Origin of the sequence: Streptomyces sp. NPDC047000, from assembly GCF_040644295.1 — a bacterium.
In the GTDB taxonomy this organism is placed as follows: domain Bacteria; phylum Actinomycetota; class Actinomycetes; order Streptomycetales; family Streptomycetaceae; genus Streptomyces.
Genome location: NZ_JBEYWE010000004.1, coordinates 284,950 through 309,062, shown reverse-complemented (window position 1 = coordinate 309,062; position 24,113 = coordinate 284,950). Strand labels below are relative to the sequence as shown.

Annotated in this window: 21 protein-coding genes; 5 read left to right on the top strand and 16 right to left on the bottom strand. The window is 71.8% G+C overall.

Annotated elements, in window-relative coordinates; genetic code table 11:
- Positions 1-103: 103 nt before the first annotated feature.
- From araD to ABZ862_RS10095, 5 genes are all read right to left on the bottom strand, one after another.
- Positions 104-1,825: an L-arabinonate dehydratase gene (gene araD, locus ABZ862_RS10115; protein ID WP_360955305.1), complete on the bottom strand. Its 1,722-nt coding sequence runs from the start codon at positions 1,823-1,825 to the stop codon at positions 104-106.
- Positions 1,822-2,733 carry a dihydrodipicolinate synthase family protein gene (locus ABZ862_RS10110; RefSeq protein WP_360955302.1) on the bottom strand — a complete coding sequence of 304 codons (912 nt, stop codon included), beginning with the start codon at positions 2,731-2,733 and terminating at the stop codon, positions 1,822-1,824. Before ABZ862_RS10110 ends, araD begins: the two co-directional genes overlap by 4 nt.
- Positions 2,730-3,443, bottom strand: a complete 714-nt coding sequence (locus ABZ862_RS10105) for a GntR family transcriptional regulator (RefSeq protein WP_360955299.1) — start codon at positions 3,441-3,443, stop codon at positions 2,730-2,732. Before ABZ862_RS10105 ends, ABZ862_RS10110 begins: the two co-directional genes overlap by 4 nt.
- Before the next feature lie 231 nt (positions 3,444-3,674).
- On the bottom strand, positions 3,675-4,838 hold the full coding sequence (locus ABZ862_RS10100; protein WP_360955296.1) for a hypothetical protein: 1,164 nt from the start codon (positions 4,836-4,838) through the stop codon (positions 3,675-3,677).
- Positions 4,835-5,788: a 5-dehydro-4-deoxyglucarate dehydratase gene (locus ABZ862_RS10095; protein ID WP_360955293.1), complete on the bottom strand. Its 954-nt coding sequence runs from the start codon at positions 5,786-5,788 to the stop codon at positions 4,835-4,837. The genes ABZ862_RS10100 and ABZ862_RS10095 overlap by 4 nt, the downstream gene beginning before the upstream one ends.
- Before the next feature lie 230 nt (positions 5,789-6,018).
- Here ABZ862_RS10095 and ABZ862_RS10090 point away from each other — a divergent pair, with 230 nt between their 5' ends.
- Positions 6,019-6,828, top strand: coding sequence for an NAD(P)-dependent oxidoreductase (locus ABZ862_RS10090; protein WP_360955290.1), 810 nt, complete (start codon positions 6,019-6,021; stop codon positions 6,826-6,828).
- A gap of 74 nt (positions 6,829-6,902) precedes the next feature.
- The gene (locus ABZ862_RS10085; protein WP_360955287.1) at positions 6,903-8,129 is read left to right on the top strand and encodes a TerD family protein; all 1,227 of its coding nucleotides are present in this window, start codon (positions 6,903-6,905) and stop codon (positions 8,127-8,129) included.
- Between the two features lie 80 nt (positions 8,130-8,209).
- On the opposite strand, the gene ABZ862_RS10080 is transcribed toward ABZ862_RS10085, so the two are convergent.
- Together ABZ862_RS10080 and ABZ862_RS10075 are read right to left on the bottom strand one after the other, a co-directional pair.
- Positions 8,210-9,652, bottom strand: a complete 1,443-nt coding sequence (locus ABZ862_RS10080; RefSeq protein ID WP_360955284.1) for an alkaline phosphatase PhoX — start codon at positions 9,650-9,652, stop codon at positions 8,210-8,212.
- 487 nt (positions 9,653-10,139) lie between these two features.
- Entirely contained in the window at positions 10,140-11,639 is a 1,500-nt protein-coding gene (locus ABZ862_RS10075) for a hypothetical protein (RefSeq protein ID WP_360955281.1), read from the bottom strand.
- Between the two features lie 448 nt (positions 11,640-12,087).
- On the opposite strand from ABZ862_RS10075, the gene ABZ862_RS10070 reads away from it, so the two are divergent.
- Positions 12,088-13,914 (top strand): endonuclease/exonuclease/phosphatase family protein, encoded by a 1,827-nt coding sequence (locus ABZ862_RS10070; RefSeq protein WP_360955278.1) that lies wholly within the window; start codon positions 12,088-12,090, stop codon positions 13,912-13,914.
- A gap of 233 nt (positions 13,915-14,147) precedes the next feature.
- Positions 14,148-15,035 carry a calcium-binding protein gene (locus ABZ862_RS10065; RefSeq protein WP_360955275.1) on the top strand — a complete coding sequence of 296 codons (888 nt, stop codon included), beginning with the start codon at positions 14,148-14,150 and terminating at the stop codon, positions 15,033-15,035.
- Between the two features lie 173 nt (positions 15,036-15,208).
- Here ABZ862_RS10065 and dapD read toward each other — a convergent pair whose 3' ends face one another.
- The gene (gene dapD, locus ABZ862_RS10060) at positions 15,209-16,198 is read right to left on the bottom strand and encodes a 2,3,4,5-tetrahydropyridine-2,6-dicarboxylate N-succinyltransferase (protein ID WP_360955272.1); all 990 of its coding nucleotides are present in this window, start codon (positions 16,196-16,198) and stop codon (positions 15,209-15,211) included.
- 226 nt (positions 16,199-16,424) lie between these two features.
- Between dapD and ABZ862_RS10055 the strand changes: the two genes are divergently transcribed.
- On the top strand, positions 16,425-17,282 hold the full coding sequence (locus ABZ862_RS10055; RefSeq protein ID WP_360955269.1) for an AbfB domain-containing protein: 858 nt from the start codon (positions 16,425-16,427) through the stop codon (positions 17,280-17,282).
- 76 nt (positions 17,283-17,358) lie between these two features.
- On the opposite strand, the gene ABZ862_RS10050 is transcribed toward ABZ862_RS10055, so the two are convergent.
- From ABZ862_RS10050 to ABZ862_RS10015, 8 genes are read right to left on the bottom strand one after another with little or no spacing between them, the layout of a single operon-like run.
- Complete coding sequence (locus ABZ862_RS10050; RefSeq protein ID WP_360955266.1) at positions 17,359-17,688, bottom strand: metal-sulfur cluster assembly factor; 330 nt, start codon at positions 17,686-17,688, stop codon at positions 17,359-17,361.
- Complete coding sequence (sufU, locus tag ABZ862_RS10045; RefSeq protein ID WP_360955263.1) at positions 17,685-18,152, bottom strand: Fe-S cluster assembly sulfur transfer protein SufU; 468 nt, start codon at positions 18,150-18,152, stop codon at positions 17,685-17,687. Before sufU ends, ABZ862_RS10050 begins: the two co-directional genes overlap by 4 nt.
- Positions 18,153-18,168: 16 nt before the next feature.
- A complete protein-coding gene (locus tag ABZ862_RS10040) occupies positions 18,169-19,425 on the bottom strand; it encodes a cysteine desulfurase (RefSeq protein WP_360955260.1) in 1,257 nt (418 codons plus the stop codon).
- A complete protein-coding gene (gene sufC / locus ABZ862_RS10035) occupies positions 19,422-20,213 on the bottom strand; it encodes a Fe-S cluster assembly ATPase SufC (RefSeq protein WP_360955257.1) in 792 nt (263 codons plus the stop codon). The genes ABZ862_RS10040 and sufC overlap by 4 nt, the downstream gene beginning before the upstream one ends.
- Before the next feature lie 7 nt (positions 20,214-20,220).
- Positions 20,221-20,556 carry a non-heme iron oxygenase ferredoxin subunit gene (locus ABZ862_RS10030; protein WP_360955254.1) on the bottom strand — a complete coding sequence of 112 codons (336 nt, stop codon included), beginning with the start codon at positions 20,554-20,556 and terminating at the stop codon, positions 20,221-20,223.
- The gene (sufD, locus tag ABZ862_RS10025) at positions 20,553-21,740 is read right to left on the bottom strand and encodes a Fe-S cluster assembly protein SufD (protein ID WP_360955251.1); all 1,188 of its coding nucleotides are present in this window, start codon (positions 21,738-21,740) and stop codon (positions 20,553-20,555) included. Before sufD ends, ABZ862_RS10030 begins: the two co-directional genes overlap by 4 nt.
- A gap of 54 nt (positions 21,741-21,794) precedes the next feature.
- A complete protein-coding gene (gene sufB / locus ABZ862_RS10020) occupies positions 21,795-23,216 on the bottom strand; it encodes a Fe-S cluster assembly protein SufB (protein ID WP_360955248.1) in 1,422 nt (473 codons plus the stop codon).
- Positions 23,213-24,007 (bottom strand): metalloregulator ArsR/SmtB family transcription factor, encoded by a 795-nt coding sequence (locus ABZ862_RS10015; RefSeq protein WP_360955245.1) that lies wholly within the window; start codon positions 24,005-24,007, stop codon positions 23,213-23,215. Before ABZ862_RS10015 ends, sufB begins: the two co-directional genes overlap by 4 nt.
- Between the last annotated feature and the right edge of the window lie 106 nt (positions 24,008-24,113).

Here is a 24,113-nt window from a genome sequence, read left to right as displayed (position 1 = left end):
CGGTATCGCACAGTTGTGCGGGTGAAGCGCTTTCTGCACGGCGGTCGAGAACCCGGTCGTCCGCTGACTGGCGTCGGCGTCCGGCCGGGGGGTTCCGGGTGGTTCAGCCCGCGTAAGGGTCCTGCGAGGTGCCGGGGCGGGACAGGAACTCGAAGTCGCAGCCCGTGTCCGCCTGGGAGATCTGGTCGAGGTAGAGCGCGCCGTAGCCGCGCGCGTAGGGAGCCGGCGGCGGTGTCCATTCCGCCCGGCGGCGCGCCAGTTCCCCGTCCGGCACCTCGAGCCGGAGGGTGCGCGCCGCGACGTCGAGGGTGATCAGGTCGCCGGTGCGCACCAGCGCGAGCGGCCCGCCGACGTACGACTCGGGCGCCACGTGCAGGACGCAGGTGCCGTAGCTGGTGCCGCTCATCCGGGCGTCGGAGATCCGCACCATGTCGCGCACGCCCTGCTTGAGCAGGTGCCCGGGGATCGGCAGCATCCCGTACTCGGGCATCCCGGGGCCGCCCTTGGGGCCCGCGTTGCGCAGCACGAGGACGCTGTCGGCGGTGATGCCGAGGGTGGGGTCGTCGATGGTGCGCTGCAGGGTGCGGTAGTCGTCGAAGACGACCGCGGGGCCGGTGTGCCGCAACAGACGGGGCTCGGCGGCGATGTGCTTGATGACGGCGCCGTCCGGGCAGAGGTTGCCGCGCAGGACGGCGACCCCGCCCTCGGCGGCGACCGGGTTGCCGCGGGGGCGGATGACGTCGTCGTCGTGCACGCGCGCGCCCGCGAGCTGCTCGCGCAGGGTGTCGTGCGAGACGGTCGGCCGGTCCAGGTGGAGCAGGTCCGGGATGCGGGAGAGGAAGCCGGGCAGACCGCCGGCGAAGTGGAAGTCCTCCATGAGGTACCTGCTGCCGCCGGGCCGGACGTCGGCGAGGACGGGGACCTCGCGCGCGATGCGGTCGAAGTCGTCGAGCGTGAGGCGCACGCCCGCGCGGCCCGCCATGGCGATCAGGTGGATGACGGCGTTGGTGGAGCCGCCGAGGCCGAGGACGGTGGTGACGGCGTCCTCGAAGGCGTCCCGCGTCAGGATCTCGGAGAGACGGCGCCCTCGGTGGACCTGTTCAACGATCCTCATGCCGGACGAGGCGGCCATCCTGTCGTGTCCCGAGTCGACCGCCGGGATGCTCGACGCGCCGGGCACCGTCACTCCCAGCACCTCGGCCGCCGCCGTCAGCGTGGAGGCCGTGCCCATCGTCATGCAGTGCCCCGGCGAGCGCGCCAGGCCGCTCTCCAGCTCGGCCATCTCGCAGTCGCCGATGAGACCGGCGCGCTTGTCGTCCCAGTACTTCCACATGTCGGTGCCCGAGCCGAGCACCTCGCCGCGCCAGTGGCCCGGCAGCATCGGTCCGGCGGGCACGAACACGGCGGGCAGGTCGACGGAGGCCGCGCCCATCAGCAGCGCGGGGGTGGACTTGTCGCAGCCGCCCATCAGGACGGCGCCGTCGACCGGGTAGGACCGCAGCAGTTCCTCGGTCTCCATGGCGAGCAGGTTGCGGTAGAGCATCGGGGTGGGCTTCTGGAAGGTCTCGCTGAGGGTGGCGACGGGAAACTCCAGCGGGAAGCCCCCCGCCTGCCACACGCCCCGCTTGACGGCCTGGGCCCGTTCCCTCAGGTGCGCGTGGCAGGGATTGATGTCGGACCAGGTGTTCAGGATCGCGATGACCGGCTTGCCCAGGTGCTCCTCGGGCAGATAGCCGAGCTGGCGGGTCCGCGCGCGATGGCTGAACGAGCGCAGCCCGTCCGTGCCGTACCACTGGTGGCTGCGCAGTTCCCCGGGCCGCTTCACAGCGACCACCCCGCGGCGATCGCGGCGACCTCCGCGCGCGCGTGTTCCGGCAGCTCGCTGCTCGGCGGGCGCACGTCCCGGCGGCACAGGCCGAGGGAGGCGAGCGCCTCCTTGACGACGGTGACGTTGTCGGCGGAGCCGTCCGCCGCGCGCAGTTCCTCGAAACGGCGGATCTGCTCCCAGACCTTCATGGCGGCCGGGTAGTCGCCGGACCGGAGCGCTTCGAGCATGTTCAGCGAGACGGCCGGGGCTACGTTCACCAGGCCCGAGGTGAAACCGGTGGCGCCCGCCGAAAAGTACGAGGGCGCGTACGGCTCGGCGAGCCCGGCCACCCAGACGAACCGTTCCAGCCCCGCGTCCCGTGCGAAGGCGGCGAAGCGGGCGGCGTCCGGGACCGCGTACTTGACGCCGATCACGTTCGGACAGACGTCGGCGAGTCCGGCGAGCCGGTCGCCGGTCAGCCGGCCGTCGCGGACGTACGGGACGACGCCCAGTTCCGGGACGGCCTCGGCGACGGCACGGTGGTAGTCGGTCCAGCCCTGCCGTGAGACGTAGGGGTGGACGGGCTGGTGGACCATCACCATGCCCGCCCCGAGGTCGCGGGCGTGGCGGGCGGAGGCCACGGCGGTGGGCACGTCGTGGCCCACCCCGGCCAGGATCACGGCCCGGTCGCCCACCTCGTCGACGGCCGTCCCGGTCACCAGGCGCCGCTCCCCGGGGGTCAGGGCGTAGAACTCGCCGGTGTTGCCGTTCGGCGTGAGGGTGGTGATCCCGCCGTCCACCAGCCGGCGCAGCAGCGTCCGGTACGCCCGGCCGTCGACCGTGCCGTCCGCGGCGAACGGCGTCACCGGGATCGCCACCACACCGGCCAGGGCCGCCCGCAGGGTCTCGAACACCATGCCGCTCATTCCCGTCCTTCCCACGTCCCGTCGGCCGCCCGGCCGAGTGACGGCGTGCGGCCCCCCGGCGGCACGCCGTCCGTCCCGTCCTGCGGGAAGGCCCGCCGCACGAACGACGCGATGTGCGCGTGCAGTGCGCCCGCCGCGCCCTCCGCGTCGCCGCCCAGGGCGAGCCGCAGGATGTCCCGGTGCTCCTCGGCCTCCCGCTCCCAGGAGGGGTCGGCGGCCCAGGCGACGGCCGAGACGAGGGCCGCCTGGTCGCGGACCTCGTCGAGCATCCGGCCGAGCAGCGGGTTGCCGCAGGGCAGGTAGAGCGCACGGTGGAACTCCCGGTTCGCCAGGGAGCGTTCGGCCGTGTCGGCGGCCCGGTCGGCGCGGCCGAGCGCGCCCTGGGCGGCGTCCAGGGCGGCACCGCGCCACACGGTCCGGCGCAGCGCCTCGGGCTCCAGGAGCAGCCGTACGTCGTAGACCTCGCGCGCCATGTCCGCGTCCACCCTGCGCACCGTGACGCCCTTGTACTGGCTCATCACGACGAGACCGGTCCCGGCCAGGGTCTTGAGCGCCTCGCGCACCGGGGTCTTCGACACGCCGAACTGCGCGGCGAGCTCGGTCTCGACCAGCGGCTGTCCGGGCGTCAGCCGTCCGGTGAGGATGCGGTGTTTGATCGCGTCCAGCACGAACTGCGTACGGGACGGGATCGGCGTGGGCACAGAGGTCATGCGCGCCTCTCGGATCTCGCGGCGGGGATCTCACGTGGTGCGGTGTCGCATGGTGCGGTGGCGCTGTCTCACGTGGTGCACGGTGCGGTGGCGCGGGTACGGCCTCGTACAGGGCGTCTCATATATGACGTACGAGGTACGACGTACGAGCGACGAAGTTAGGAGCAGCTCTCCGGTCCGTCAATGCCCGCGGCAGAGGAAGTTGCGGTCCGTCCGTTCCCCGGCCGTCCCTCAGCCGCCCCGCAGACCCTCCCGTACCGCCTCCAGGTCGGCGTCCGACGCCAGCCCGGCGTGGTAGAGGCGCAGTTCGGTGGCGCCCTGCGCGCGGGCGCGTGCCGCGTCGGCCGCCAGGGCGGCGGGCCGGCCTCCCATGCCGGTGACGACGGTGAGGTTGGCGGCCACGACGGTGTCCTCGCGCGCGTGCCCGGCGAACGGCGGCAGGAGGCCCGTCCCTCCGGTGCACGGCACGACCACGCCGTCGGCGACGGACAGCACGTGCGCGGGGTCGACACCCGCGTCGGCGCCGCAGTGCCAGGACTCCGGGTCGGCGTGCAGGAGGATCCGGAAGCCGTCGGGGGCGGCCGCGCGGACGGCCCGTACGGCGGCCTCCTGGAGGGTGCGGGCGGTGCCGTCGCGCCACGCGCGCGTGGCGTCCGCCCGCGTGTCGCCGAGCAGTCCGCCGACGCCCGCCCAGCCGCCGCCGGAGGGCGCGCCGTGCCACACGGGCTCCAGTGCGGCCCGTACGGCGGCCGCCAGCGCGTCGGGGTCCAGGCCCTGCGCGGTGTAGCCGGCGCCGCAGGCGGGGCAGAAGCAGAGCGACATCAGGTACTGCCCCGCGTCGCCGAGGCCGACCCCGGCGGTCTTGTCGTGGGCGTGCAGATGGGCCAGGCCGTACCAGCCGAGGGACTCCAGTTCGGTGCCGCGCGCGCCGGGACGTACGGCGGCCTCGGCGGCCAGGTCGACGAGGTACGCGCGGGTGGCGGGCTGCGCGATGCACGGCGCCCACGGGTAGCGGTCGCCGTAGGCGTTGACGACGGAGGTGTCCGGGTGCTCGGCGCCCAGGCGGGAGTTGTGGGCGAGGACGACCCAGGTGTGCACGTCGAGGCCGGTGTCCGCGAGGGCCGCGGCGGCCTCGCCGTAGGCGTCACCGGGTGCCCAGGGTCCCGCCGGGTACGGCCGTAACGCGCGGTCCGCCCAGCGGCCGCCGGGCGGGTAGAGGACGGCGGCGTGCCCGGCGGTGACGACACGCCGGTGCGGGTGACGGGGGGTCAGGGCGCGGGTGGAGTGGTAGGCGGCGGCGAGCGTCACCTGTGACACGCCGAGCGCGGCCGTGCGGGCGGGGGCCTCGGGGTCACCGACGACGTCCCAGGGGTAGAGGAACGCCGACGCCTTCACGCGGTCTCCTCCGCGGTCTCCTCCAGCAGGGCGTAGCCGCGTTCGATCAGCAGGGCGAGCTGTTTGACGTGTTCCCCGGCCGGTTCGGTCAGCGGGGACCGCACCTCGCCGACGTCCAGGCCGCGCAGCCGCACGCCCGCCTTGACGAGCGACACGGCGTAGCCGCGGCCCCGGGAGCGCAGTTCCACGAACGGCCGGTAGAAACCGTCGAGCAGACGGTGCGCGGTGGCGAGGTCGTCGTCGCGCAGGGCCCGGTGGAAGGCGAGGGCGATCTCGGGGGCGAAGCAGAACACGGCGGACGAGTAGAGGGTGACGCCGATGCCGCGGTAGGCGAGCTGGGTCTGTTCCGCGGTGGGCAGGCCGTTGAAGTAGAGGAAGCCGTCGGGGGCCTCGGTGCGGACCGCGCTGACGATGCGCTGCATGAGGTCGAGGTCGCCGAGGCCGTCCTTGAAGCCGATGATCCCGTCGGTGCGGGCGAGTCCGACGACGGTCCTTGGGGTGAGCACGGCGTTGTCGCGCTGGTAGACGATGACGGGCAGGGCGGTCGCGGCGGCCACCTCGCGGTAGTGCCGCAGCAGCCCCTCCTGGCCCGGGACCACCAGATACGGCGGCATCACCAGCAGGCCGTCCGCGCCGGCCTCCTCGGCGAGCACGGCGTGGCGGACGGCGAGGGCGGTGCCGTAGCCGGTGCCCGCGAGGACGGGGACGCGCCCCTCGGCGGCCTCCACGGCCGCGCGGACGCAGACCTGGAACTCCTCCGGGGTGAGCGCGTGGAACTCGCCGGTGCCGCAGCAGGCGAACACGGCGGCGGCACCGGCCTCCACCCCGCGGCGGACATGGGCACGGCAGACGTCGGGGTCCACGGTGCCGCCGGGGCCGTAGGCGGTGACGGGGAAGAACAGCGGACCGCTGGGGACGCGGAGTCGGGCGGCGAGCGGGGCTGACGTCACGGGCTCTCCCTGTCGTGCACGTTTATGATCGATGTCCATGTTTCTGAACGGGTTCACGCTAAGTGCCGCCATAAGGGCCGGTCAAGGAGGCGAACTGCGGTACAGAGGCGGTCCTCATCGCTCACTCCCCCGGCGTGTCCGCAGGTACGGCGACACTCTTGACGTGTCGCACCACCCCTTTTAGCGTGTCCGCGCATGTGAATCCCGGCCACGGATACGGAGACCCGAGGATGTCCTCCTCCCGCACCGTCCTGCTCACCGGAGCCGCCGGCGGTCTCGGCACCCTGATGCGGGACCTGCTCCCCGCCCACGGACACACCCTGCGCCTGTTCGACATGCGTCCCGTCGAGGGCGAGCCGGACGCGATCATCGCGGACCTCGCCGACCGGGGCGCCCTGCGGGAGGCCGTACGCGGGGCCGGCGCGGTCCTCCATCTGGCCGGCATCTCCCTGGAGGCGCCCTTCGAGAAGATCCTCAGGGCCAACATCGAGGGGACCTACAACCTGTACGAGGCCGCGCGGGAGGAGGGCGTGGCGCGGATCGTCTTCGCCTCCTCCAACCACGCCGTCGGCTACACGCCCCGCCCCCGGGGCGACGATCCGCTGATCCCGGTCGACACGCCACGCCGCCCGGACACCTTCTACGGCCTGTCCAAGTCCTTCGGCGAGGACCTCGCCCAGCTCTACTGGGACCGGCACGGCCTGGAGACCGTCTCCGTGCGCATCGGATCCTGCTTCCCCGAGCCCAGCAGCGTGCGCATGCTGTCGGTCTGGATGAGCCCGGCCGACGGCGCCCGCCTCTTCCACGCGGCCCTCACCGCCGAGCGGGTCGGTCACACCGTGGTCTACGGCTCCTCCGCCAACACCCGGCTGTGGTGGGACCTGTCGGGCGCGCGGGCGCTCGGCTACGAGCCGCGGGACGACTCCGAGCCGTACGCCGCGAAGCTGATCGCGGAACAGGGCGAGCTGGACCCGGAGAACGCCGCGCACGCCTGCCTGGGCGGCCACTTCGTCAGCGATCCGCCGATCTGGCCGTACTGAGACCCTTCCTTCCGGAAGGCGGAAGTTTAAGGGAACGGTAAAGCGGGTCCGGTCGTTGTCCGGTCATGACCGCTATGACCCCTGGCTCGAACATTCCGCTCCCCGCTGCCCGTGTGACGGTGGACGTGGCGGCCCCGGTGCGGCTCGACGTGTCGGGCCTCCTGCTCACCGCCGACGGCAAGGTGCGCTCCGACGACGACTTCATCTTCTACAACCAGCCGTCCGGCCCGGGCGTGACCTACCGGTCCGGCGGCGGTACGTCGCCCGACGCGATCACCGTGGACACGGCCGCCCTGCCGCCGGGCATCGAGAAGGTGGTCGTCACGGCCAGCCCGGACGCCGCCGGGCAGACCTTCCAGGGCATCGAACCGACGGCCACGATCCGCGACGGGGACGGCGGCGCCGTGCTGGCCACGTTCACCCCGCCGCGGCTGGGCACGGAGACGGCCCTGGTGGTCGTGGAGATCTATCTGCGCGGCGGCCGGTGGAAGGCCCGCGCGGTGGGCCAGGGGTACGCGAACGGGCTCGCGGGGATCGCGACGGACTTCGGCGTGACGGTGGAGGAACCGGCGCAGGCGGCCGTGACCCCCGCACCGGCCCCGCCGCAGCCCGCCGCTCCGCCGGCGGGCGCCGCGGGCGCTCCCGCCCAGCCGTTCGGGGCTCCCCCGATGCCGCCCGCCCCTCCGGCGCCGCCCGCCGCCCCCGCCCCCGCCCCGGGCGCGGGGAAGATCAACCTCGACAAGGGCCGGGTCAGCCTCCAGAAGAACCAGACCGTGTCCCTGGTCAAGGGCGGCCGTCCGCTGCTCTCCCAGGTCCGGATGGGCCTCGGCTGGGAGCCCGCGTTCCGGGGCAGAAGCGTCGACCTGGACGCGTCGGTCATCGCCTACGGCCCTCAGCGCAACCACATCGGCAGCTGCTGGTTCGGCAAGCTGACCATCCTGGGCGGCGCGGTCCGCCACTCCGGCGACAACCTCACGGGCGCGGGCAGCGGCGACGACGAGATGATCACGGTCGACCTCGGCAGACTCCCTCAGGAGGTCACCGGTCTGGTCTTCACCGTGAACTCCTTCTCCGGCCAGAAGTTCACCGACGTCGCCAAGGCGTACTGCCGTCTGGTCGACGCCGCGACCGACCAGGAGCTGGTCCGCTTCGACCTCACCAACGCCGAGCCGCAGACCGGAGTAATGATGGCCAAGCTCGTCCGGCAGTTCTCCGGCGAGTGGGACATGACCGCGATGGGCCACTTCGTCAAGGCGCGCACGGTGCGCGGGATGGTGAAGCCGGCGGCGGAGGCGCTGTAGCGGCCGCCCTTGCCGCTCCGGGTCCCGGGGTGCCCTCCGCACGGAGGGCACCCCGGGACCGCCGGGCGGGGAGGAGGTGCTTACCGCCGGTGGCGCTTCCAGGGCCCGGTGATCGCCACCATGATCCCCGGCTCCTGGATGTTGGCGTACAGCGTCCGGCCGTCGGGCGAGAAGGTGACACCGGTGAACTCGCTGTACTCCGGCGCCTCGGCGGTGCCGATGTTCAGGTCGTTACGGGCGATCGGGTAGGTACGGCCGCGGTCGGTGGCGCCGAACAGATGCTGGATCCCCTCGCCGTCCTCGGCGATGACGAGGCCGCCGTACGGGGAGACGGTGATGTTGTCCGGGCCGTCGAAGGCACCGTCGGCGGACGGGTCGGGGTTCACTCCCAGCAGCACCTTCAGGGTGAGGGTGCGGCGCCTCGGGTCGTAGAACCAGACGGCCCCGTCGTGCCGCACCGGGCTCTCGGCACGGGCGTAGGACGAGACGATGTAGGCGCCGCCGTCGCCCCACCACATGCCTTCGAGCTTCCGGGCGCGGGTGATCTGGCCGTCGGTGAACTGCTTGCGCACCGAGACGGTACGGGCGTCCCGGTCGGGGACGGGCACCCAGTCGACGCCGTACACCGTGCCGGTCCTCGTGGCGCGGGAGAGGTCGTCGACGAACCGGCCCCCGGAGTCGAAGCACCGGAACGCCTGGAGCACACCGGCGTCGTCGGCGAGGGTGCGCAGCTTGCCCCGGCCGTGGCGGAAGCCCTCCGGCGGGGTCCAGCGGTAGAGCAGGCCGTTGGGGCCGGAGGCGTCCTCGGTGAGGTAGAGATGGCCGCGCCCGGGGTCGACGACGACCGCCTCGTGCGCGTAACGCCCCAGCGCCTTGAGGGGTTTGGGGTCGCGGTTCGCGCGGCGGTCCTCGGGGTCGACCTCGAAGACGTAGCCGTGGTCCCTGGTCATGCCGTTCTGGCCGGCTCTGTCCTCGGTCTCCTCGCAGGTGAGCCAGGTGCCCCAGGGCGTGTGGCCGCCCGCGCAGTTGGTCGAGGTACCGGCGATGCCGACCCATTCGGCCACCTGGTCCCGGCGCACCTCGACGACCGTGCAGCCGCCGGACGCGGCCGGGTCGTAGACAAGATCCCCGGTGAGCGGGACGGGGTACGCCCAGTCGGCGCGCGGGCCCTTCAGCTCGTGGTTGTTGACGAGGAGGGTCGCACCGCGCGGGCCGTCGAAGGCGGCGGTGCCGTCGTGGTGGGAGGGGGTGAACTCCCCGGACTCCAGCCTGGTCCTCCCGCTGTGGGTGACGATCCGGTACGAGAACCCGGCGGGCAGCGCGAGAACGCCGTGCGGGTCGGGGACGAGCGGCCCGTAGCCGACCCCGCCGTGCCCGGCGGCCGTCTCCTCCCCCGCGGTGTGGGTCTCCGTGGACGCCAGTGCCTGGGGCGCGGTGGCGAGGGCACCGACACTGCCCACCAGCGCGATCCCGGCCCCCGTGATCGCGGACTGCCTGGTGAAGTCCCTGCGGGTGAGCGGCATGGTGTGTCTCCTGTGACGGTCGACGTGCCGTGACGGACGGACGGTGGCGCACCACGGTGCGCGCGCCAGGCTGCCGCACCCCGCTGAACAGAGGCTGAATTCGGGGCGACTTCGGACGGCCTTCTTCCATGACCTGGCCGGGCCGGGCCGGACCCACGGGAGCCCCGAGCCGGGCGGCACCGGGCACCGGGCACCGGGCACCGGGCACCGGGCACCGGGCGCAGAACGGTGCCCCGGCCGCGGTCGTCGCCCTGCCCGGCTGCGGTCCGCGGTCCCGGACATCCCGCTCGCCGTACTCCGCACCCGGCGTGACGCCGGTCGGCACCGGAACGCCCCGGACGCCGCGCAGGGCGGAAAGCGGACCGGGCCCGCGGACCGGCCGGCCGCCCGCCCGGAACCACGGATGCCCCACCCGGCCGCCCTGCCCCACCCGGCCGCCGCCGCGGCGGCGGCGGCGGACGGCACACCGCGGCAGCGGGCCCTGCTCTCAGCTCCCCCGCTGCGACCGCGCCTTGAACGCCGCCTTGCGGGCCTCCTTCGCGACCTTCTTGTCGGGGTGGAGGCGGCCCATCGCCTCCAGTACGTCCGCCGTGGCCGGGTGGTCGACGCGCCAGGCCACCGCGAAGAAGCCGCCGTGCTGCGCCGCGAGGCCCTCCACCAGGGCCTGGAGCTCGTCCGAGTTGCCCTCCGCGGCCAGTTGCGCGGCCAGGGTGTCGATGGTCAGCCAGAACACCATCGCCTCGGACGGCGCGGGCACGTCGGGCAGACCGTGCTCACTGAGCCACACCCGGGCGAGACCGCCGAGTTCGGGGTCGTCGAGCACCTCCCGCAGCGCGGGCTCGGCAGCCGTGCCGACCAGCGAGAGCGCCTGCTGGCAGCGCAGCCTCCGCAGCGGCGCACCGCCGTCGGAGCCCCGGGCCGCCGCCAGCAACTCCCTCGCGGCGACGAGAGGTTCGTGGCGGCCCAGCCACAGCTCGGTCTCGGCCCGGGCGGCCCGCGGACCGAACCAGGACGTCCCGTCGAGCAGCACGTCGGCGCCCTTGTCCGCGAGGTCGCCGACGGCCGGTGCCTCGTAGCCGGCCTCCAGCAGCCGCGCCCGCAGCCCGTAGAGGCCGAGCGGGGTGAGGCCCACCATGCCGTAGCGGGACACGTCGGTGTCGTCGTCGGTGTCGTCGTCGGCAAAGGCCCCGGCGGACTCCCGGCCCACGCCGCCGGCCGCCTCGTCGTCGCCGTCGACGTCCACCAGCAGCGCCTCGTCCAGCGGCTGGTACTCCACGAGCCCCGCCGGCTCCAGCAGCCGGAACTGGTCGTCGAGCCGCATCATCGCGTCGGAGACCTGCTCCAGCACGTCGTTGCTGGGCTCCTCCATGTCGTCCGGCACGATCACGCTCGCGGCCAGCGCGGGCAGCGGGACGGGACCGCCGGGGCCGTCCTCGTCGACCGTGAGGAGATACAGGTTGCCGAGGACGTCGTCGAGGAACTCGGCCTCCGCCTCCGGGTCCCAGTCGACCGGCAGGAGTTCCGGGTCCTGGCCGGCCGCCGGGAGTCCGGTGTCGCCGCCGTCCGGCGCGGCCTCGAGCAGACCGTCCAGGTCGGGCACGGTGGCGTCGGCGAGCACCGTCTCCAGGACGCCCAGCCACACCGTGAGCACGTCGTGCGGGGAGCCCCCGGTGAGCAGCGCCAGGTCCGCCCCGGCGGTGACGGTCCCGGCCTCCTCGTCGACGATGTCGACCAGCCCGCAGTCCACGGCGAGCCCCCACGCCTCGGCGGTGAGGGCCTCCGCGTCGTCACCGGTCAGGCCGAGTTCCCGCACGGCGGCCGGGTACTGCTCCTCCACGAGGTCGCCGGCCAGGTCGACGCGGGTCCCGGGTCCGGCCCAGCGGGCCAGGCGGACGGCCCGGGAGAGCAACGGCGTGGACAGCGCGTCGCGCGCCAGCTCCGCTTCGGTGTGCAGCCGCACCGGCGGCATGGGGGAGCTGTCTGACATCGGCTGTTTCTCCTCGGGCACCTGAACGGCCGTACGGCCGCACAGACCGTACAGCCACCTGTATCGCGTACGACGGCCCGGACGGGCCGCGCCGCCCATCGGCCCGGAGGGGCAGGGAGCGCGGGCCGAAACGGCGTCGTACGGCTCTGCCGACTCAGCCTAGACGGATTTCCGCCCATGCCGTCCGGTTCATCTTCCCGCCGGTCGTCGTCCATGGCCGAAACCTTGACAACGGGCGTGACGACACAGGAGATTGACGCGCGTAGAAGTCGGGGGGACAGCTGTTCGCGGGAGTTCCGGGGCCGGGATGCCGAAGCGCCGGAGATCCGGGATCATGGACACTGACGCCACGCCCTCCGGCGTCTGCGCGTGTCACCCGCACCGCCGTGCCACGTGTTCCGGCTCCACCGCCGCCCCGGCGCCCTGTATGTCCCCGGAGGGATCACCGTTGCCGAGCAAGTCTTCCGCGCGTCTCGCCGCGCTCACCGTCGCCGCCGTCTGCAGTGCGGCCTCCACCGTCGTCCTCACCTCCCCCGCGCACGCGGACTCCGTGCGCATCCATGACGTCCAGGGCACCACGCGGACGTCGCCGTACGCCGGCCAGAAGGTCGCGGACGTGCCCGGCATCGTCACGGGGGTGCGCACGTACGGCTCGTCCAGGGGCTTCTGGATCCAGGACCCGGCCCCGGACGACGACCCGGCCACCAGCGAAGGCGTGTTCGTCTTCACCAGCTCCACCCCGAAGGTCGCGGTCGGTGACTCCGTCACGGTCACCGGCACGGTCTCGGAGTACGTGCCGGGCGGCACCTCGACCGGCAACCAGTCGCTGACCGAGCTGACCAAGCCGACGATCACCGTGCTGTCGGGCGGCAACCCGGTACCCGCGCCGGTCGTCGTCGACGCGGACTCGGTGCCGGACGCGTACACCCCGGCGGGCGACACCGCGGCGAACGGCTCCGTCAACGCCCTGCCGCTGGCGCCGTCCGTGTACGCCCTGGACCGCTACGAGTCGCTGGAGGGCATGAACGTCCAGGTCGCCGACACCCGCGTGGTCACCGCGACCGACCCGTACACCGAGCTGTGGGTCACGGTGAAACCGTGGGAGCACCGTAACCGCCGCGGCGGCACCGTCTACGGCTCCTACGACTCCCAGAACACCGGCCGCCTCCAGATCCAGTCCCTGGGCTCGACCGCCGACTTCCCGAAGGCGAACGTCGGCGACACTCTGGAGGGCACCACCACCGGCCCGCTGGACTACAACCAGTACGGCGGCTACACCCTGGTCGCGAACCAGCTCGGCACGCTGCACAGCGCGGGCCTTCAGCGGGAGACGACCCGCAAGCAGAAGCACGGCGAGCTGGCGGTGGCGACGTACAACGTCGAGAACCTCGACCCGTCCGACACCACGTTCGCGGCGCACGCCTCCGCGATCGTGAACAACCTGCGCTCGCCCGACATCGTGTCCCTGGAGGAGATCCAGGACGACAACGGCGCCACCGACGACGGCACGGTCGACGCGAGCGAGACGGTCACGAAGCTGATCGACGCGATCGTGGCGGCGGGCGGCCCGCACTACGCGTGGCGCTCGATCGACCCGGTGAACGACCAGGACGGCGGCGAGCCGGGCGGCAACATCCGTCAGGTGTTCCTCTTCAACCCCGACCGGGTGTCGTTCACCGACCGTGCGGGCGGCGACTCGACGACCGCCGTGGGCGTGACCCGCGAGCACGGCAGGGCGGCGCTGACCGTCTCCCCCGGCCGTATCGCCCCGGCCGACGACGCGTGGAAGTCCAGCCGCAAGCCGCTGGTGGGCGAGTTCGTCTTCCGCGGCCGCACGGTCTTCGTGATCGCCAACCACCTGAACTCCAAGGGCGGCGACCAGGGCCTGACCGCGCAGTACCAGCCCCCGGTCCGCAGCTCGGAGACCCAGCGCCACGCCCAGGCGACGCTGGTGAACTCCTTCGTGAAGAGCGTCCTCGACGTCCAGAAGAACGCGGACGTCATCGCGCTCGGCGACATGAACGACTTCGAGTTCTCCGGCACCACGGAGATCCTCGAGGGTGACGGCGCGCTGTGGTCGGCGATCAGGTCGCTGCCCAGGAGCGAGCGGTACACCTACGACTACCAGGGCAACCAGCAGGTCCTGGACCAGATCCTGATCAGCCCGGCGATCCGTCGCGACGACGACTTCACGTACGACTCGGTGCACATCAACTCGGAGTTCAACGACCAGATAAGCGACCACGACCCCCAGGTCCTGCGCTTCCGTCCGTAAGCCCGAGGGCGAGCGACCGGGCCGGCCCGACGGCCGGCCCGGTCCGGGCTCACCGGCGCCGCCAGTTGTGGCTGCGCCGAACGAGACGCGGGTCAGGGGGCGCCGGCCTGCCTCGGCGTGGTCGCGGTCGAAAGCCACTTCGGTGCTGACGCCGGCGCGCCGGGCAACCGGGCACGGGGGTCGTGAGTCACCTGTGGTGCCGGATTCCGCGACCGGACCAACGGAGGTATGCAGTGCCCTCTCGACTCGGCAGACGCCGGTTGTTCCACGCCGTGTCGGTGCTGGCACTGGTGCTCGGCGCGGGCCTCGCCCTGCCGATGGTCCTGGCCTCCACGCGCGGCGGACCGGTGGCGCCGGCGACGGCCGAGGTCTTCCAGGAACTCGTCTACAGGGCGGCCCCCGGCCAGGACAACAGCGTGACCATCACCCAGACGGGTACCACCAACCGGACGGACCCTCCTTCCTATGTGATCGACGACGTGGTCCCGATCATCGCCAGGTCCGGTTGCACCCACCCCGACGCCGCCGACCGCACCAAGGTCTCCTGCACCGTCCCGCCCGAAGATGCCTCCATGGACGTGCCGGCCACGCTGGTGATGTGGCTCGGCGACGGCGACGACACGGCCACCGTGCACACCGGTGCCGGCATCGTCAACGGTCACAACGAGATCCATCTGGGCTCCGGTAAGGACACCTGGACCGGCACCGCACAAGAGGGCCTTCTGATCTGGGGCGACGCCGGAGACGACACCATCACGTCGAGCGAGGGCGGGACGATCGACGGCGGCCCGGGCGACGACACGCTCTACGCCGGCAACGAGGTCCTCGCCGTGGGCGGCCCCGGTGACGACAAGATCCACGGCGGGGCGGGCAGCCAGATCCTGACCGGCGGCCTGGGCGACGACGTGATCTACGGGGGGCCCGGCGACGACGTGATCTACGGCAGTGAGGGCGACGATGTCATGTACGGCAACAGCGGCGACGACACGATGTGGGGCGAGAGCAAGGCCTTGACCCGGGGTGAGAAGTTCGGGAAGAGGCGGGACGACAAGCTGTACGGGGGGCCCGGCAGGGACACCCTGGACGGCGGGCCCGGCACCGACACCGTCCTTCAGGACTGACGGTTCCCTCGACGCTCCGCCGCGCCACCGCACCCTCCCGCGGCGGCGTGCGGTGGTCACCGGCCGAAGCGCCGGGACGGTGCGCACGCACGAGCGCCCTTCCCCGGGCCGTCCTCGGGCCGAGAAAGGGCGCTCAGCGGTGAAGGCAGGCGACGACGAGAAGCCGCCGTCGGTCAGTTGTGGCTGTGCAGGATCTCGTTCAGGCCGCCCCAGGCCGCGTTGTTCGGGCGGGCCTCCACGGTGCCGGTGACCGAGTTGCGGCGGAAGAGGATGTTCGAGGCGCCGGAGAGTTCACGGGCCTTGACGATCTCGCCGTCGGGCATCGTGACGCGGGTGCCCGCGGTGACGTAGAGACCGGCCTCGACCACGCACTCGTCGCCCAGGGCGATGCCGACGCCCGCCTCGGCACCGACCAGGCAGCGCTCGCCGATGGAGATGACGACGTTGCCGCCGCCGGACAGCGTGCCCATCGTGGAGGCGCCGCCGCCGATGTCGGAGCCGTCGCCGACCACGACGCCCGCCGAGATACGGCCCTCGACCATGGACGTGCCGAGGGTGCCGGCGTTGAAGTTGACGAAGCCCTCGTGCATCACGGTGGTGCCGTCGGAGAGGTGGGCGCCGAGACGGACCCGGTCGGCGTCGGCGATGCGGACGCCCTTGGGGGCCACGTAGTCCGTCATGCGGGGGAACTTGTCGACCGACGTCACCTGGAGGTGCAGGCCCTCCGCGCGGGCGTTCAGGCGGACCTTCTCGATGTCGTCCACGGCGACCGGGCCCAGCGAGGTCCAGGCCACGTTGGCGAGGAAGCCGAACATGCCGTCCAGGCTCTGGCCGTGCGGCTTCACCAGGCGGTAGGAGAGCAGGTGCAGGCGCAGGTACACGTCGTGCGCGTCGACCGGCTTCTCGTCCAGGGAGGAGATGACCGTACGGACCGCGACGACCTCGACGTTCCGCCGGGTGTCCGGGCCGATCGCCTTCGCCGCGCCCTCGCCCAGCAGTTCCACGGCACGCTCGGCGGACAGCGACTCGGTGCCGGACGGGCCGGGCTCGGCGACGAGTCGGGGCGCGGGGAACCAGGTGTCGAGAACGGTGCCGTCGGCGGCGATCGTGGCGAGGCCGGCGGCGGCGGCGCCGGTGGTGCGGGGAGCAGTCGTGTCGGTCATGGGGTGAAACCTAACGTGCGAGGTGCCGGGCTCGCGAACCGTGTCTCACGGCCGCGGACCGCCCACCGGGGACACCGGGGGCACGTGCCCGCCGGTTCCGTGGAAGGGGCTCACCGAAAGGGGTCCCGTGGACACACAGAGTCCACTACTGTTCCAGTGTTTCACCTCTCAACCATCTGCCTCACCGCTCCCGGCCGTCCCCCGCACGCCGCTGCAGGAGTCCCGAATGCCCTCACGCACCCCCGCGCCGCCCCCGCACTGGGAGAACGGCTGGCCGCCCGACACCTCCCGGGCGCCCGGGACACGCCGGCTGTGGCTGGCCGGTGCGCTGGCCCTGACCGCCGTCGCCGCCTGCGTCACGGCGATCGCCGTCGACGACGGGCGGCCGGACGCCGCACCGGCGTCCGCGGCCCCGCCCTCCGCGGCGCAGGAGGACGGCCCCGGGCTGCTCTCCTTCCCGTCCTCGTCCGTGAGCGCCGGGACGCACCGCGACGGGACCAGGCCCGACTCCGGCACGCCGGCGACCGGCGCATCCGGTACGGGGAAGGGGACGGGGAAGAAGGCAGGGTCGGGGGGCGGCGGGACGGTAGGCGGCGGCACCTCGCCGACGCCGGCCGCCTCCCCGACGGGGCACGGTGGCGGCGGCTCCGGGGGTCGGCCGGTCTCGGTCTGGAAGTCGGTCCGCTCGGTGAACTACCCGGACCGCTCCTGGCACATCGACCGGGGGCTGGTACGGCTCGACCCGGCCGGCCGGGCGGACGACCCGCGCACCACCGTCTTCAAGCTGGTCAACGGCCTCGCGGACAAGGCGTGCTACTCCTTCGCCACGGCTGACGGCGGCTATCTGCGCCACCGCGACTTCGTGCTGCGCTCCGAGCACGACGACGGCTCGGCCCTGTTCGAGAAGGACGCCACCTTCTGCCCGCGCACCTCCGCGTACTCCGGCGCGGTGATGCTCGAGTCCGTCAACTACCCCGGCCGTTATCTCCGCCACCGGGACTTCCAGCTCGTGCTGGACCCCTACCAGGGCAGCGGCCAGTACCGGGCCGATTCGGCGTTCCGGCTGGCGGACGCACCGCCTTGAAGACAACGGCGGGAGCACCGGGGCGGGCGGCGAGGTCACGCACACCACGCCGGCCGCCCCGGCGGGAGAGGGGCTCTCAGACGTTGAAGCCCAGCGCCCGCAGCTGCTCGCGCCCGTCGTCCGTGATCTTGTCGGGACCCCACGGCGGCATCCAGACCCAGTTGATCCGCAGTTCGCTGACGAGACCGTCCGTGGCGGACTTGGCCTGGTCCTCGATGACGTCCGTCAGCGGGCAGGCCGCCGACGTCAGGGTCATGTCGACGGTCGCGATGTTGGCGTCGTCGATGTGGACGCCGTAGATCAGGCCCAGGTTGACGACGTCGATGCCCAGTTCGGGGTCGACGACGTCCATCAGCGCCTCGTAGAGCTCCTCCTCCGAGGCGCGCTTGGTCTCGGTGTCACTCATGCGGTCTTCCTTTCGGCGTCGGCGCCGCCCAGCGCCTGGGCCGTCGCGTCCTTCCACGCCATCCAGCTCAGGAGGGCGCACTTCACCCGTGCCGGGTACTTGGAGACCCCGGCGAACGCGACCGCGTCCTCCAGGACCTCCTCCATGGCGTCGTCGGGCTCGATCCGGCCCTTGGACTGCATCAGCTCCAGGAAGGTCTCCTGGATCTTCTGCGCGTCGGCCAGCTCCCTGCCGACCAGCAGCTCGTTCAGGACGGAGGCGGAGGCCTGGCTGATGGAACAGCCCTGGCCCTCGTACGAGACGTCCCGGATCGTCGTGCCGTCGTACTTCACACGAAGGGTGATCTCGTCGCCGCACGTCGGGTTCACATGGTGCACCTCGGCATCGCCGTCCCTCAGACCACGCCCGTGCGGGTTCTTGTAGTGGTCCAGGATGACTTCCTGGTACATCGAGTCCAGCTTCACCTGTTCAGCACGCCCTTCAGCCGAAGAAGTTCCGTACGTGCTCCAGCCCGTCGACCAGTGCGTCGATCTCGGCGGGCGTGGAGTACAGATAGAACGACGCCCGGGTGGTCGCGGGAATTCCGTACCGCAGGCAGACGGGGCGGGCACAGTGGTGGCCGACCCGGACCGCGATGCCCTGCTCGTCGAGGACCTGGCCCACGTCGTGGGGGTGGATGTCACCGAGGGTGAACGAGATCGCCGCGCCGCGGTCCTCCGCGGTGGACGGTCCGATGATCCTCAGGTCGGGGACCTCGGACAGGCGGCGCACGGCGTACTCGGTGAGGGCGTGCTCATGGGCGAGGACCCGGTCCATGCCGATGGCGTTCAGGTAGTCGATCGCCGCGCCGAGGCCGACGGCCTGGGCGATCGGCGGGGTGCCCGCCTCGAACTTGTGCGGGGCGGGGGCGTACGTCGACGAGTGCATCGAGACGGTCTCGATCATCTCGCCGCCGCCGAGGAACGGCGGCAGGTCCTCGAGCAGCTCCTGGCGGCCCCACAGGACGCCGATGCCGGTCGGGCCGCACATCTTGTGGCCGGTGAAGGCCACGAAGTCGGCCTGGAGGGCCTGCACGTCCACCGGCATGTGCGGCGCCGCCTGGGAGGCGTCGACACAGACGAGGGCGCCGACCTGCTGGGCGCGGCGCACTATCGCCTCGACCGGGTTGACCGTGCCGAGGATGTTGGAGACCAGCACGAAGGACACGATCTTCGTCTTCTCCGTGATGACCTCGTCGATGTTCGACAGGTCGAGACGGCCGTCGTCGGTCAGGCCGAACCACTTCAGCTTCGCACCGGTGCGCTGCGCGAGCAGCTGCCACGGCACGATGTTGGAGTGGTGCTCCATCTCCGTGATGACGATCTCGGTGTCGGCGTCCACCCGGTAGGGCTCGTCGGCCCAGCCGAGCATGTTCGCCACCAGGTTGAGGGACTCGGAGGCGTTCTTGGTGAAGATCACCTCGTCGCGGCTGGGCGCGTTGACGAACGCGGCGACCTTGTCCCGCGCGCCCTCGTACAGCGCCGTGGCCTCCTCGGCGAGCACATGCACACCGCGATGGACGTTGGCGTTGTGGCGCTCGTAGTACTCGTTGAGGGCGTCCAGCACCTGGCGCGGCTTCTGCGACGTCGCCGCGTTGTCCAGGTACACGAGCTTCCTGCCGTCGTGGACCAGCCGGTCCAGGACGGGGAAGTCCTTGCGGATCGCCTCGGTGTCGAGGAGGCCCGGCAGCTGTGTCACGCCACGGTCTCCTTCGCGTTCGCTCCGCTCACGGGGCCGCCCTTCGTGTACGCCTCGTAGCCCTCGTCCTCCAGCTTGTCGGCGAGTTCGGCGCCGCCGGACTCGACGATGCGGCCGCCGGAGAAGACATGGACGTAGTCGGGCTTGATGTAGCGCAGGATGCGCGTGTAGTGCGTGATCAGCAGGGTGCCGACCTCGCCGGTCTCCCGGACGCGGTTGACGCCCTCGGAGACGATGCGCAGGGCGTCGACGTCGAGGCCGGAGTCCGTCTCGTCGAGGATCGCGACCTTCGGCCTGAGCAGCTCCAGCTGGAGGATCTCGTGGCGCTTCTTCTCACCGCCGGAGAAGCCCTCGTTGACGTTGCGCTCGGCGAAGGCGGGGTCCATGCTGAGCCGCTCCATGGCTCCCTTGACCTCCTTCACCCAGGTGCGCAGCTTGGGGGCCTCGCCGCGGATCGCGGTGGCGGAGGCGCGCAGGAAGTTGGACACGGAGACGCCGGGGATCTCGACGGGGTACTGCATCGCGAGGAACAGGCCGGCGCGGGCGCGCTCGTCGACGGACATCGCCAGGACGTCCTCGCCGTCGAGCAGGACGCTGCCGCTGGTGACCGTGTACTTGGGGTGACCGGCGAGGGAGTAGGCGAGGGTCGACTTGCCGGAGCCGTTGGGACCCATGATGGCGTGCGTCTCGCCCTGCTTCACGGTGAGGTCGACGCCCTTGAGGATCTCCTTCGTGGCGTTGTCCGCCTCGACGGTGACGTGCAGGTCTCGGATTTCAAGCGTGGCCATGGATGCCTCAGGACTCCTGGGAGAGGGAGACGAGCACGTCGTCCCCTTCGATCTTGACGGGGTATACGGGGACGGGGCGTGTCGCGGGCAGGCCGGACGGTTTGCCGGTACGGAGGTCGAAGCTGGAGCCGTGCAGCCAGCACTCGATCTGGCAGTCGTCCACCTCGCCCTCGGAGAGCGAGACGTTGGCGTGGGAGCAGATGTCGTGGATGGCGAACACCTCTCCTTCGGTCCTGACGAGCGAGACGGGCGTGCCGTCGAGTTCGACCCGGCGGGGGGTGCCCTCCTCGAGTTCGCTCAGGGCGCAGGCCCGGACGAACGGGGCGTGGTCGACGGCGGTCATGCGACCGATGCCTCCAGCTCCCCCTCGATCTTGGCGATGAGGCGCTGTTCGATGTCCTCGACGCCGATCTGCTGGACGAGTTCCGCGAAGAAGCCGCGGACCACCAGGCGGCGGGCCTCCTGCTCCGGGATGCCGCGGGCCATCAGGTAGAAGAGCTGCTCGTCGTCGAAGCGGCCGGTCGCGGAGGCGTGCCCGGCGCCGACGATCTCACCGGTCTCGATCTCCAGGTTGGGCACGGAGTCGACCCGGGCGCCGTCGGTGAGGACGAGGTTGCGGTTCATCTCATAGGTGTCGGTGCCCTCGGCCGCGGCCTCGATGAGGACGTCGCCGATCCACACGGCGTGCGCCTCGTCGCCCTGCAACGCGCCCTTGTAGACGACGTTCGACTTGCAGTGCGGGGCGTTGTGGGTGACGAGGAGCCGGTGCTCGTGGTGCTGGCCGGCGTCGGTGAAGTACAGGCCGAGCAGTTCGGCCTCTCCCCCGGGTCCGCCGTAGGTGATGCGCGGGTGGATGCGGACCAGGTCGCCGCCGAAGGTGACGACGAAGTGCCGGAACCCGGCGTCCCGCCCCAGCAGGGCGCTCTGCTGGGCGGCGTGCACAGCGGTGTCGTCCCAGTCGATCACGGTGACCACCGTGAGCCTGGCGCCGTCGCCGACGATGTACTCCACGTTCGCCGAGCGGACGGTGTCGCCGGTGTGGTCGATGACGACGGTGGCCTCCGCGAAGGCCCCCACCTCGAACACGGTGTGCCCGTAGCTCACGCCGCCCTCGCCGTGCAGCACGAGGCGGACCGGCTCGGTGAGCACGGTCTCCTTGGGCACGGTGACGACGGTCGCCTCCTCGAAGGACGAGTAGGCCTGGGCCGCGACCCGGTCCACCGGTGCGCCCGCCCTGCCGAGCCGGGCGTCGTCCCGGCCGACCGTCTCCACGGTGACGCCGTCGGGCGCCGAGAAGTCGGCCTTGATCGAGCCGCCGGCGACGGCGGTGCCGTCGTGCAGCCCGCGCAGGCGCTCCAGCGGGGTGAACCGCCATTCCTCCTCGCGGCCGGTGGGGACCGGGAAGTCCGCCACGTCGAAGGAGGGCGGCGCGCTCATCCGGGTGGCGACGGTCGACTCCGCGGCGACCGCGAGGGAACCGGCGGTGGTGGACCCGACCGGAACCGGTGTGTTGGGGGCCTCAGCCATGGCTGTCGTCATGCTCGCTTTCTGCGTAGGTGGCTCGATGGGGGCTGCGGGGCGTCAGCCGACCGCGCCTTCCATCTGGAGCTCGATCAGCCGGTTGAGTTCCAGCGCGTACTCCATGGGCAGTTCCTTGGCGATGGGCTCGACGAAGCCGCGCACGATCATCGCCATCGCCTCGAACTCGGACAGACCGCGGCTCATCAGGTAGAAGAGCTGGTCCTCGGAGACCTTGGAGACGGTCGCCTCGTGGCCCATGGACACGTCGTCCTCGCGGACGTCGACGTAGGGGTAGGTGTCGGAGCGGGAGATGGTGTCGACCAGCAGCGCGTCGCACAGCACGTTCGACTTGGAGCCGTGGGCGCCCTCGCCGATCTCGACCAGGCCGCGGTAGGAGGTGCGGCCACCGCCCCGGGCCACCGACTTGGAGACGATGTTGGACGAGGTGTTCGGCGCCATGTGGACCATCTTGGAGCCGGCGTCCTGGTGCTGCCCCTCCCCCGCGAAGGCGATGGAGAGGGTCTCGCCCTTGGCGTGCTCGCCCATCAGATAGACGGCGGGATACTTCATCGTGACCTTGGAGCCGATGTTGCCGTCGACCCACTCCATGGTGGCGCCCTCGTAGGCGACGGCGCGCTTGGTGACCAGGTTGTAGACGTTGTTCGACCAGTTCTGGATGGTCGTGTAGCGGCAGCGGGCGTTCTTCTTGACGATGATCTCGACCACCGCGGAGTGCAGCGAGTCCGACTTGTAGATCGGTGCCGTACAACCCTCGACGTAGTGCACGTAGGCGCCCTCGTCGACGATGATCAGGGTCCGCTCGAACTGGCCCATGTTCTCCGTGTTGATACGGAAGTACGCCTGGAGCGGGATCTCCACGTGGACGCCCGGCGGGACGTACACGAACGAGCCGCCCGACCACACGGCGGTGTTCAGCGACGCGAACTTGTTGTCACCGGCGGGGATGACGGTGCCGAAGTACTCCTTGAAGAGCTCCGGGTGCTCCTTCAGCGCCGTGTCGGTGTCGAGGAAGATGACGCCCTGCTGCTCCAGGTCCTCGCGGATCTGGTGGTAGACGACCTCCGACTCGTACTGCGCGGCGACACCGGCGACCAGGCGCTGCTTCTCCGCCTCCGGGATGCCGAGCCGGTCGTAGGTGTTCTTGATGTCCTCGGGCAGTTCCTCCCAGGACTCGGCCTGCTTCTCCGTGGAGCGCACGAAGTACTTGATGTTGTCGAAGTCGATGCCCGACAGGTCCGAGCCCCAGTTCGGCAGGGGCTTCTTCTCGAAGAGCTTCAGACCCTTGAGGCGCAGCCTGGTCATCCACTCGGGCTCGGACTTCTTCCCCGAGATGTCGCGGACGACGTCCTCGCTCAGGCCGCGCTTCGCCGCGGCACCGGCCTCGTCGGAGTCGGCCCAGCCGTATTCGTACGTGCCCAGGCCCTCGAGTTCGGGGTGGGCAGTCTCCGTGGGGAGAGTCATGCGGGGTTCCTCCCGGCCGTGCTGGCAGATGCGTGGGTGGTCTGGGTGGTGGGACGGGTCTGCACCGGCTGATGGGCCTGCGCGATCTTCGCGACGTCCGGGATGAACGTCGTGCAGACGCCGTCGCCGTGCGCGATGGTGGCCAGCCGCTGGACGTGGGTGCCGAGCAACTGGGAGAAGAACTCCGTCTCGGCATCGCACAGCTGCGGGAACTTCTCCGCGACGTGGGCCACCGGGCAGTGGTGCTGGCAGAGCTGTTCGCCCTGCTGCGGGAGCGGGGCGCTGCGTGCCGTGGCCGCGTAGCCGTCCGCGCTCAGGACCCTGGCGAGGGCCTCGGCGCGCCGTTCGGGGCCGACCCCGTCCAGCGCGCGGCGGTAGACGGCGGCCTGCTCGGCGATCCTCGCCCGGGCGAAGGCCACCACGGCCTCGTCCCCGCCGAACCGCTCGGCGATGAAGCGCAGGGCGTCCGCGGCGAGCACGTCGTACGACTGGTCGAAGGCGTCCCGGCCGCCGTCGGTCAGGGCGAACACCTTCGCGGGGCGGCCGCGGGCGCGCGCCCCGTAGACCCGCTGCTCACGGGCTTCCACCACATCGTCGGCGACCAGTGCGTCGAGATGCCGGCGGACGGCGGCCTGGGTCAGGCCGAGGCGCCCGGCGAGCTCGGCGACGGTCGAGGGGCCGTGGTCCAGGATGGACCGCGCGACCCGGTTGCGCGTGGAGCGCTCACCGGTCGCGAGTTCCTCCTGCGGGATCCCCACGGGGGTCTCCGGAGCCTCACCGACGTTTTTCACAACGCCATTGTTGCGTAATTCCCGAGAAGCGGGCAAGCCGCCCCCTGAAGCCTGAATCGTGCCCTGCGTCACTTAGGTATGCCTAAGTAAACCGTGCGCTGACCTG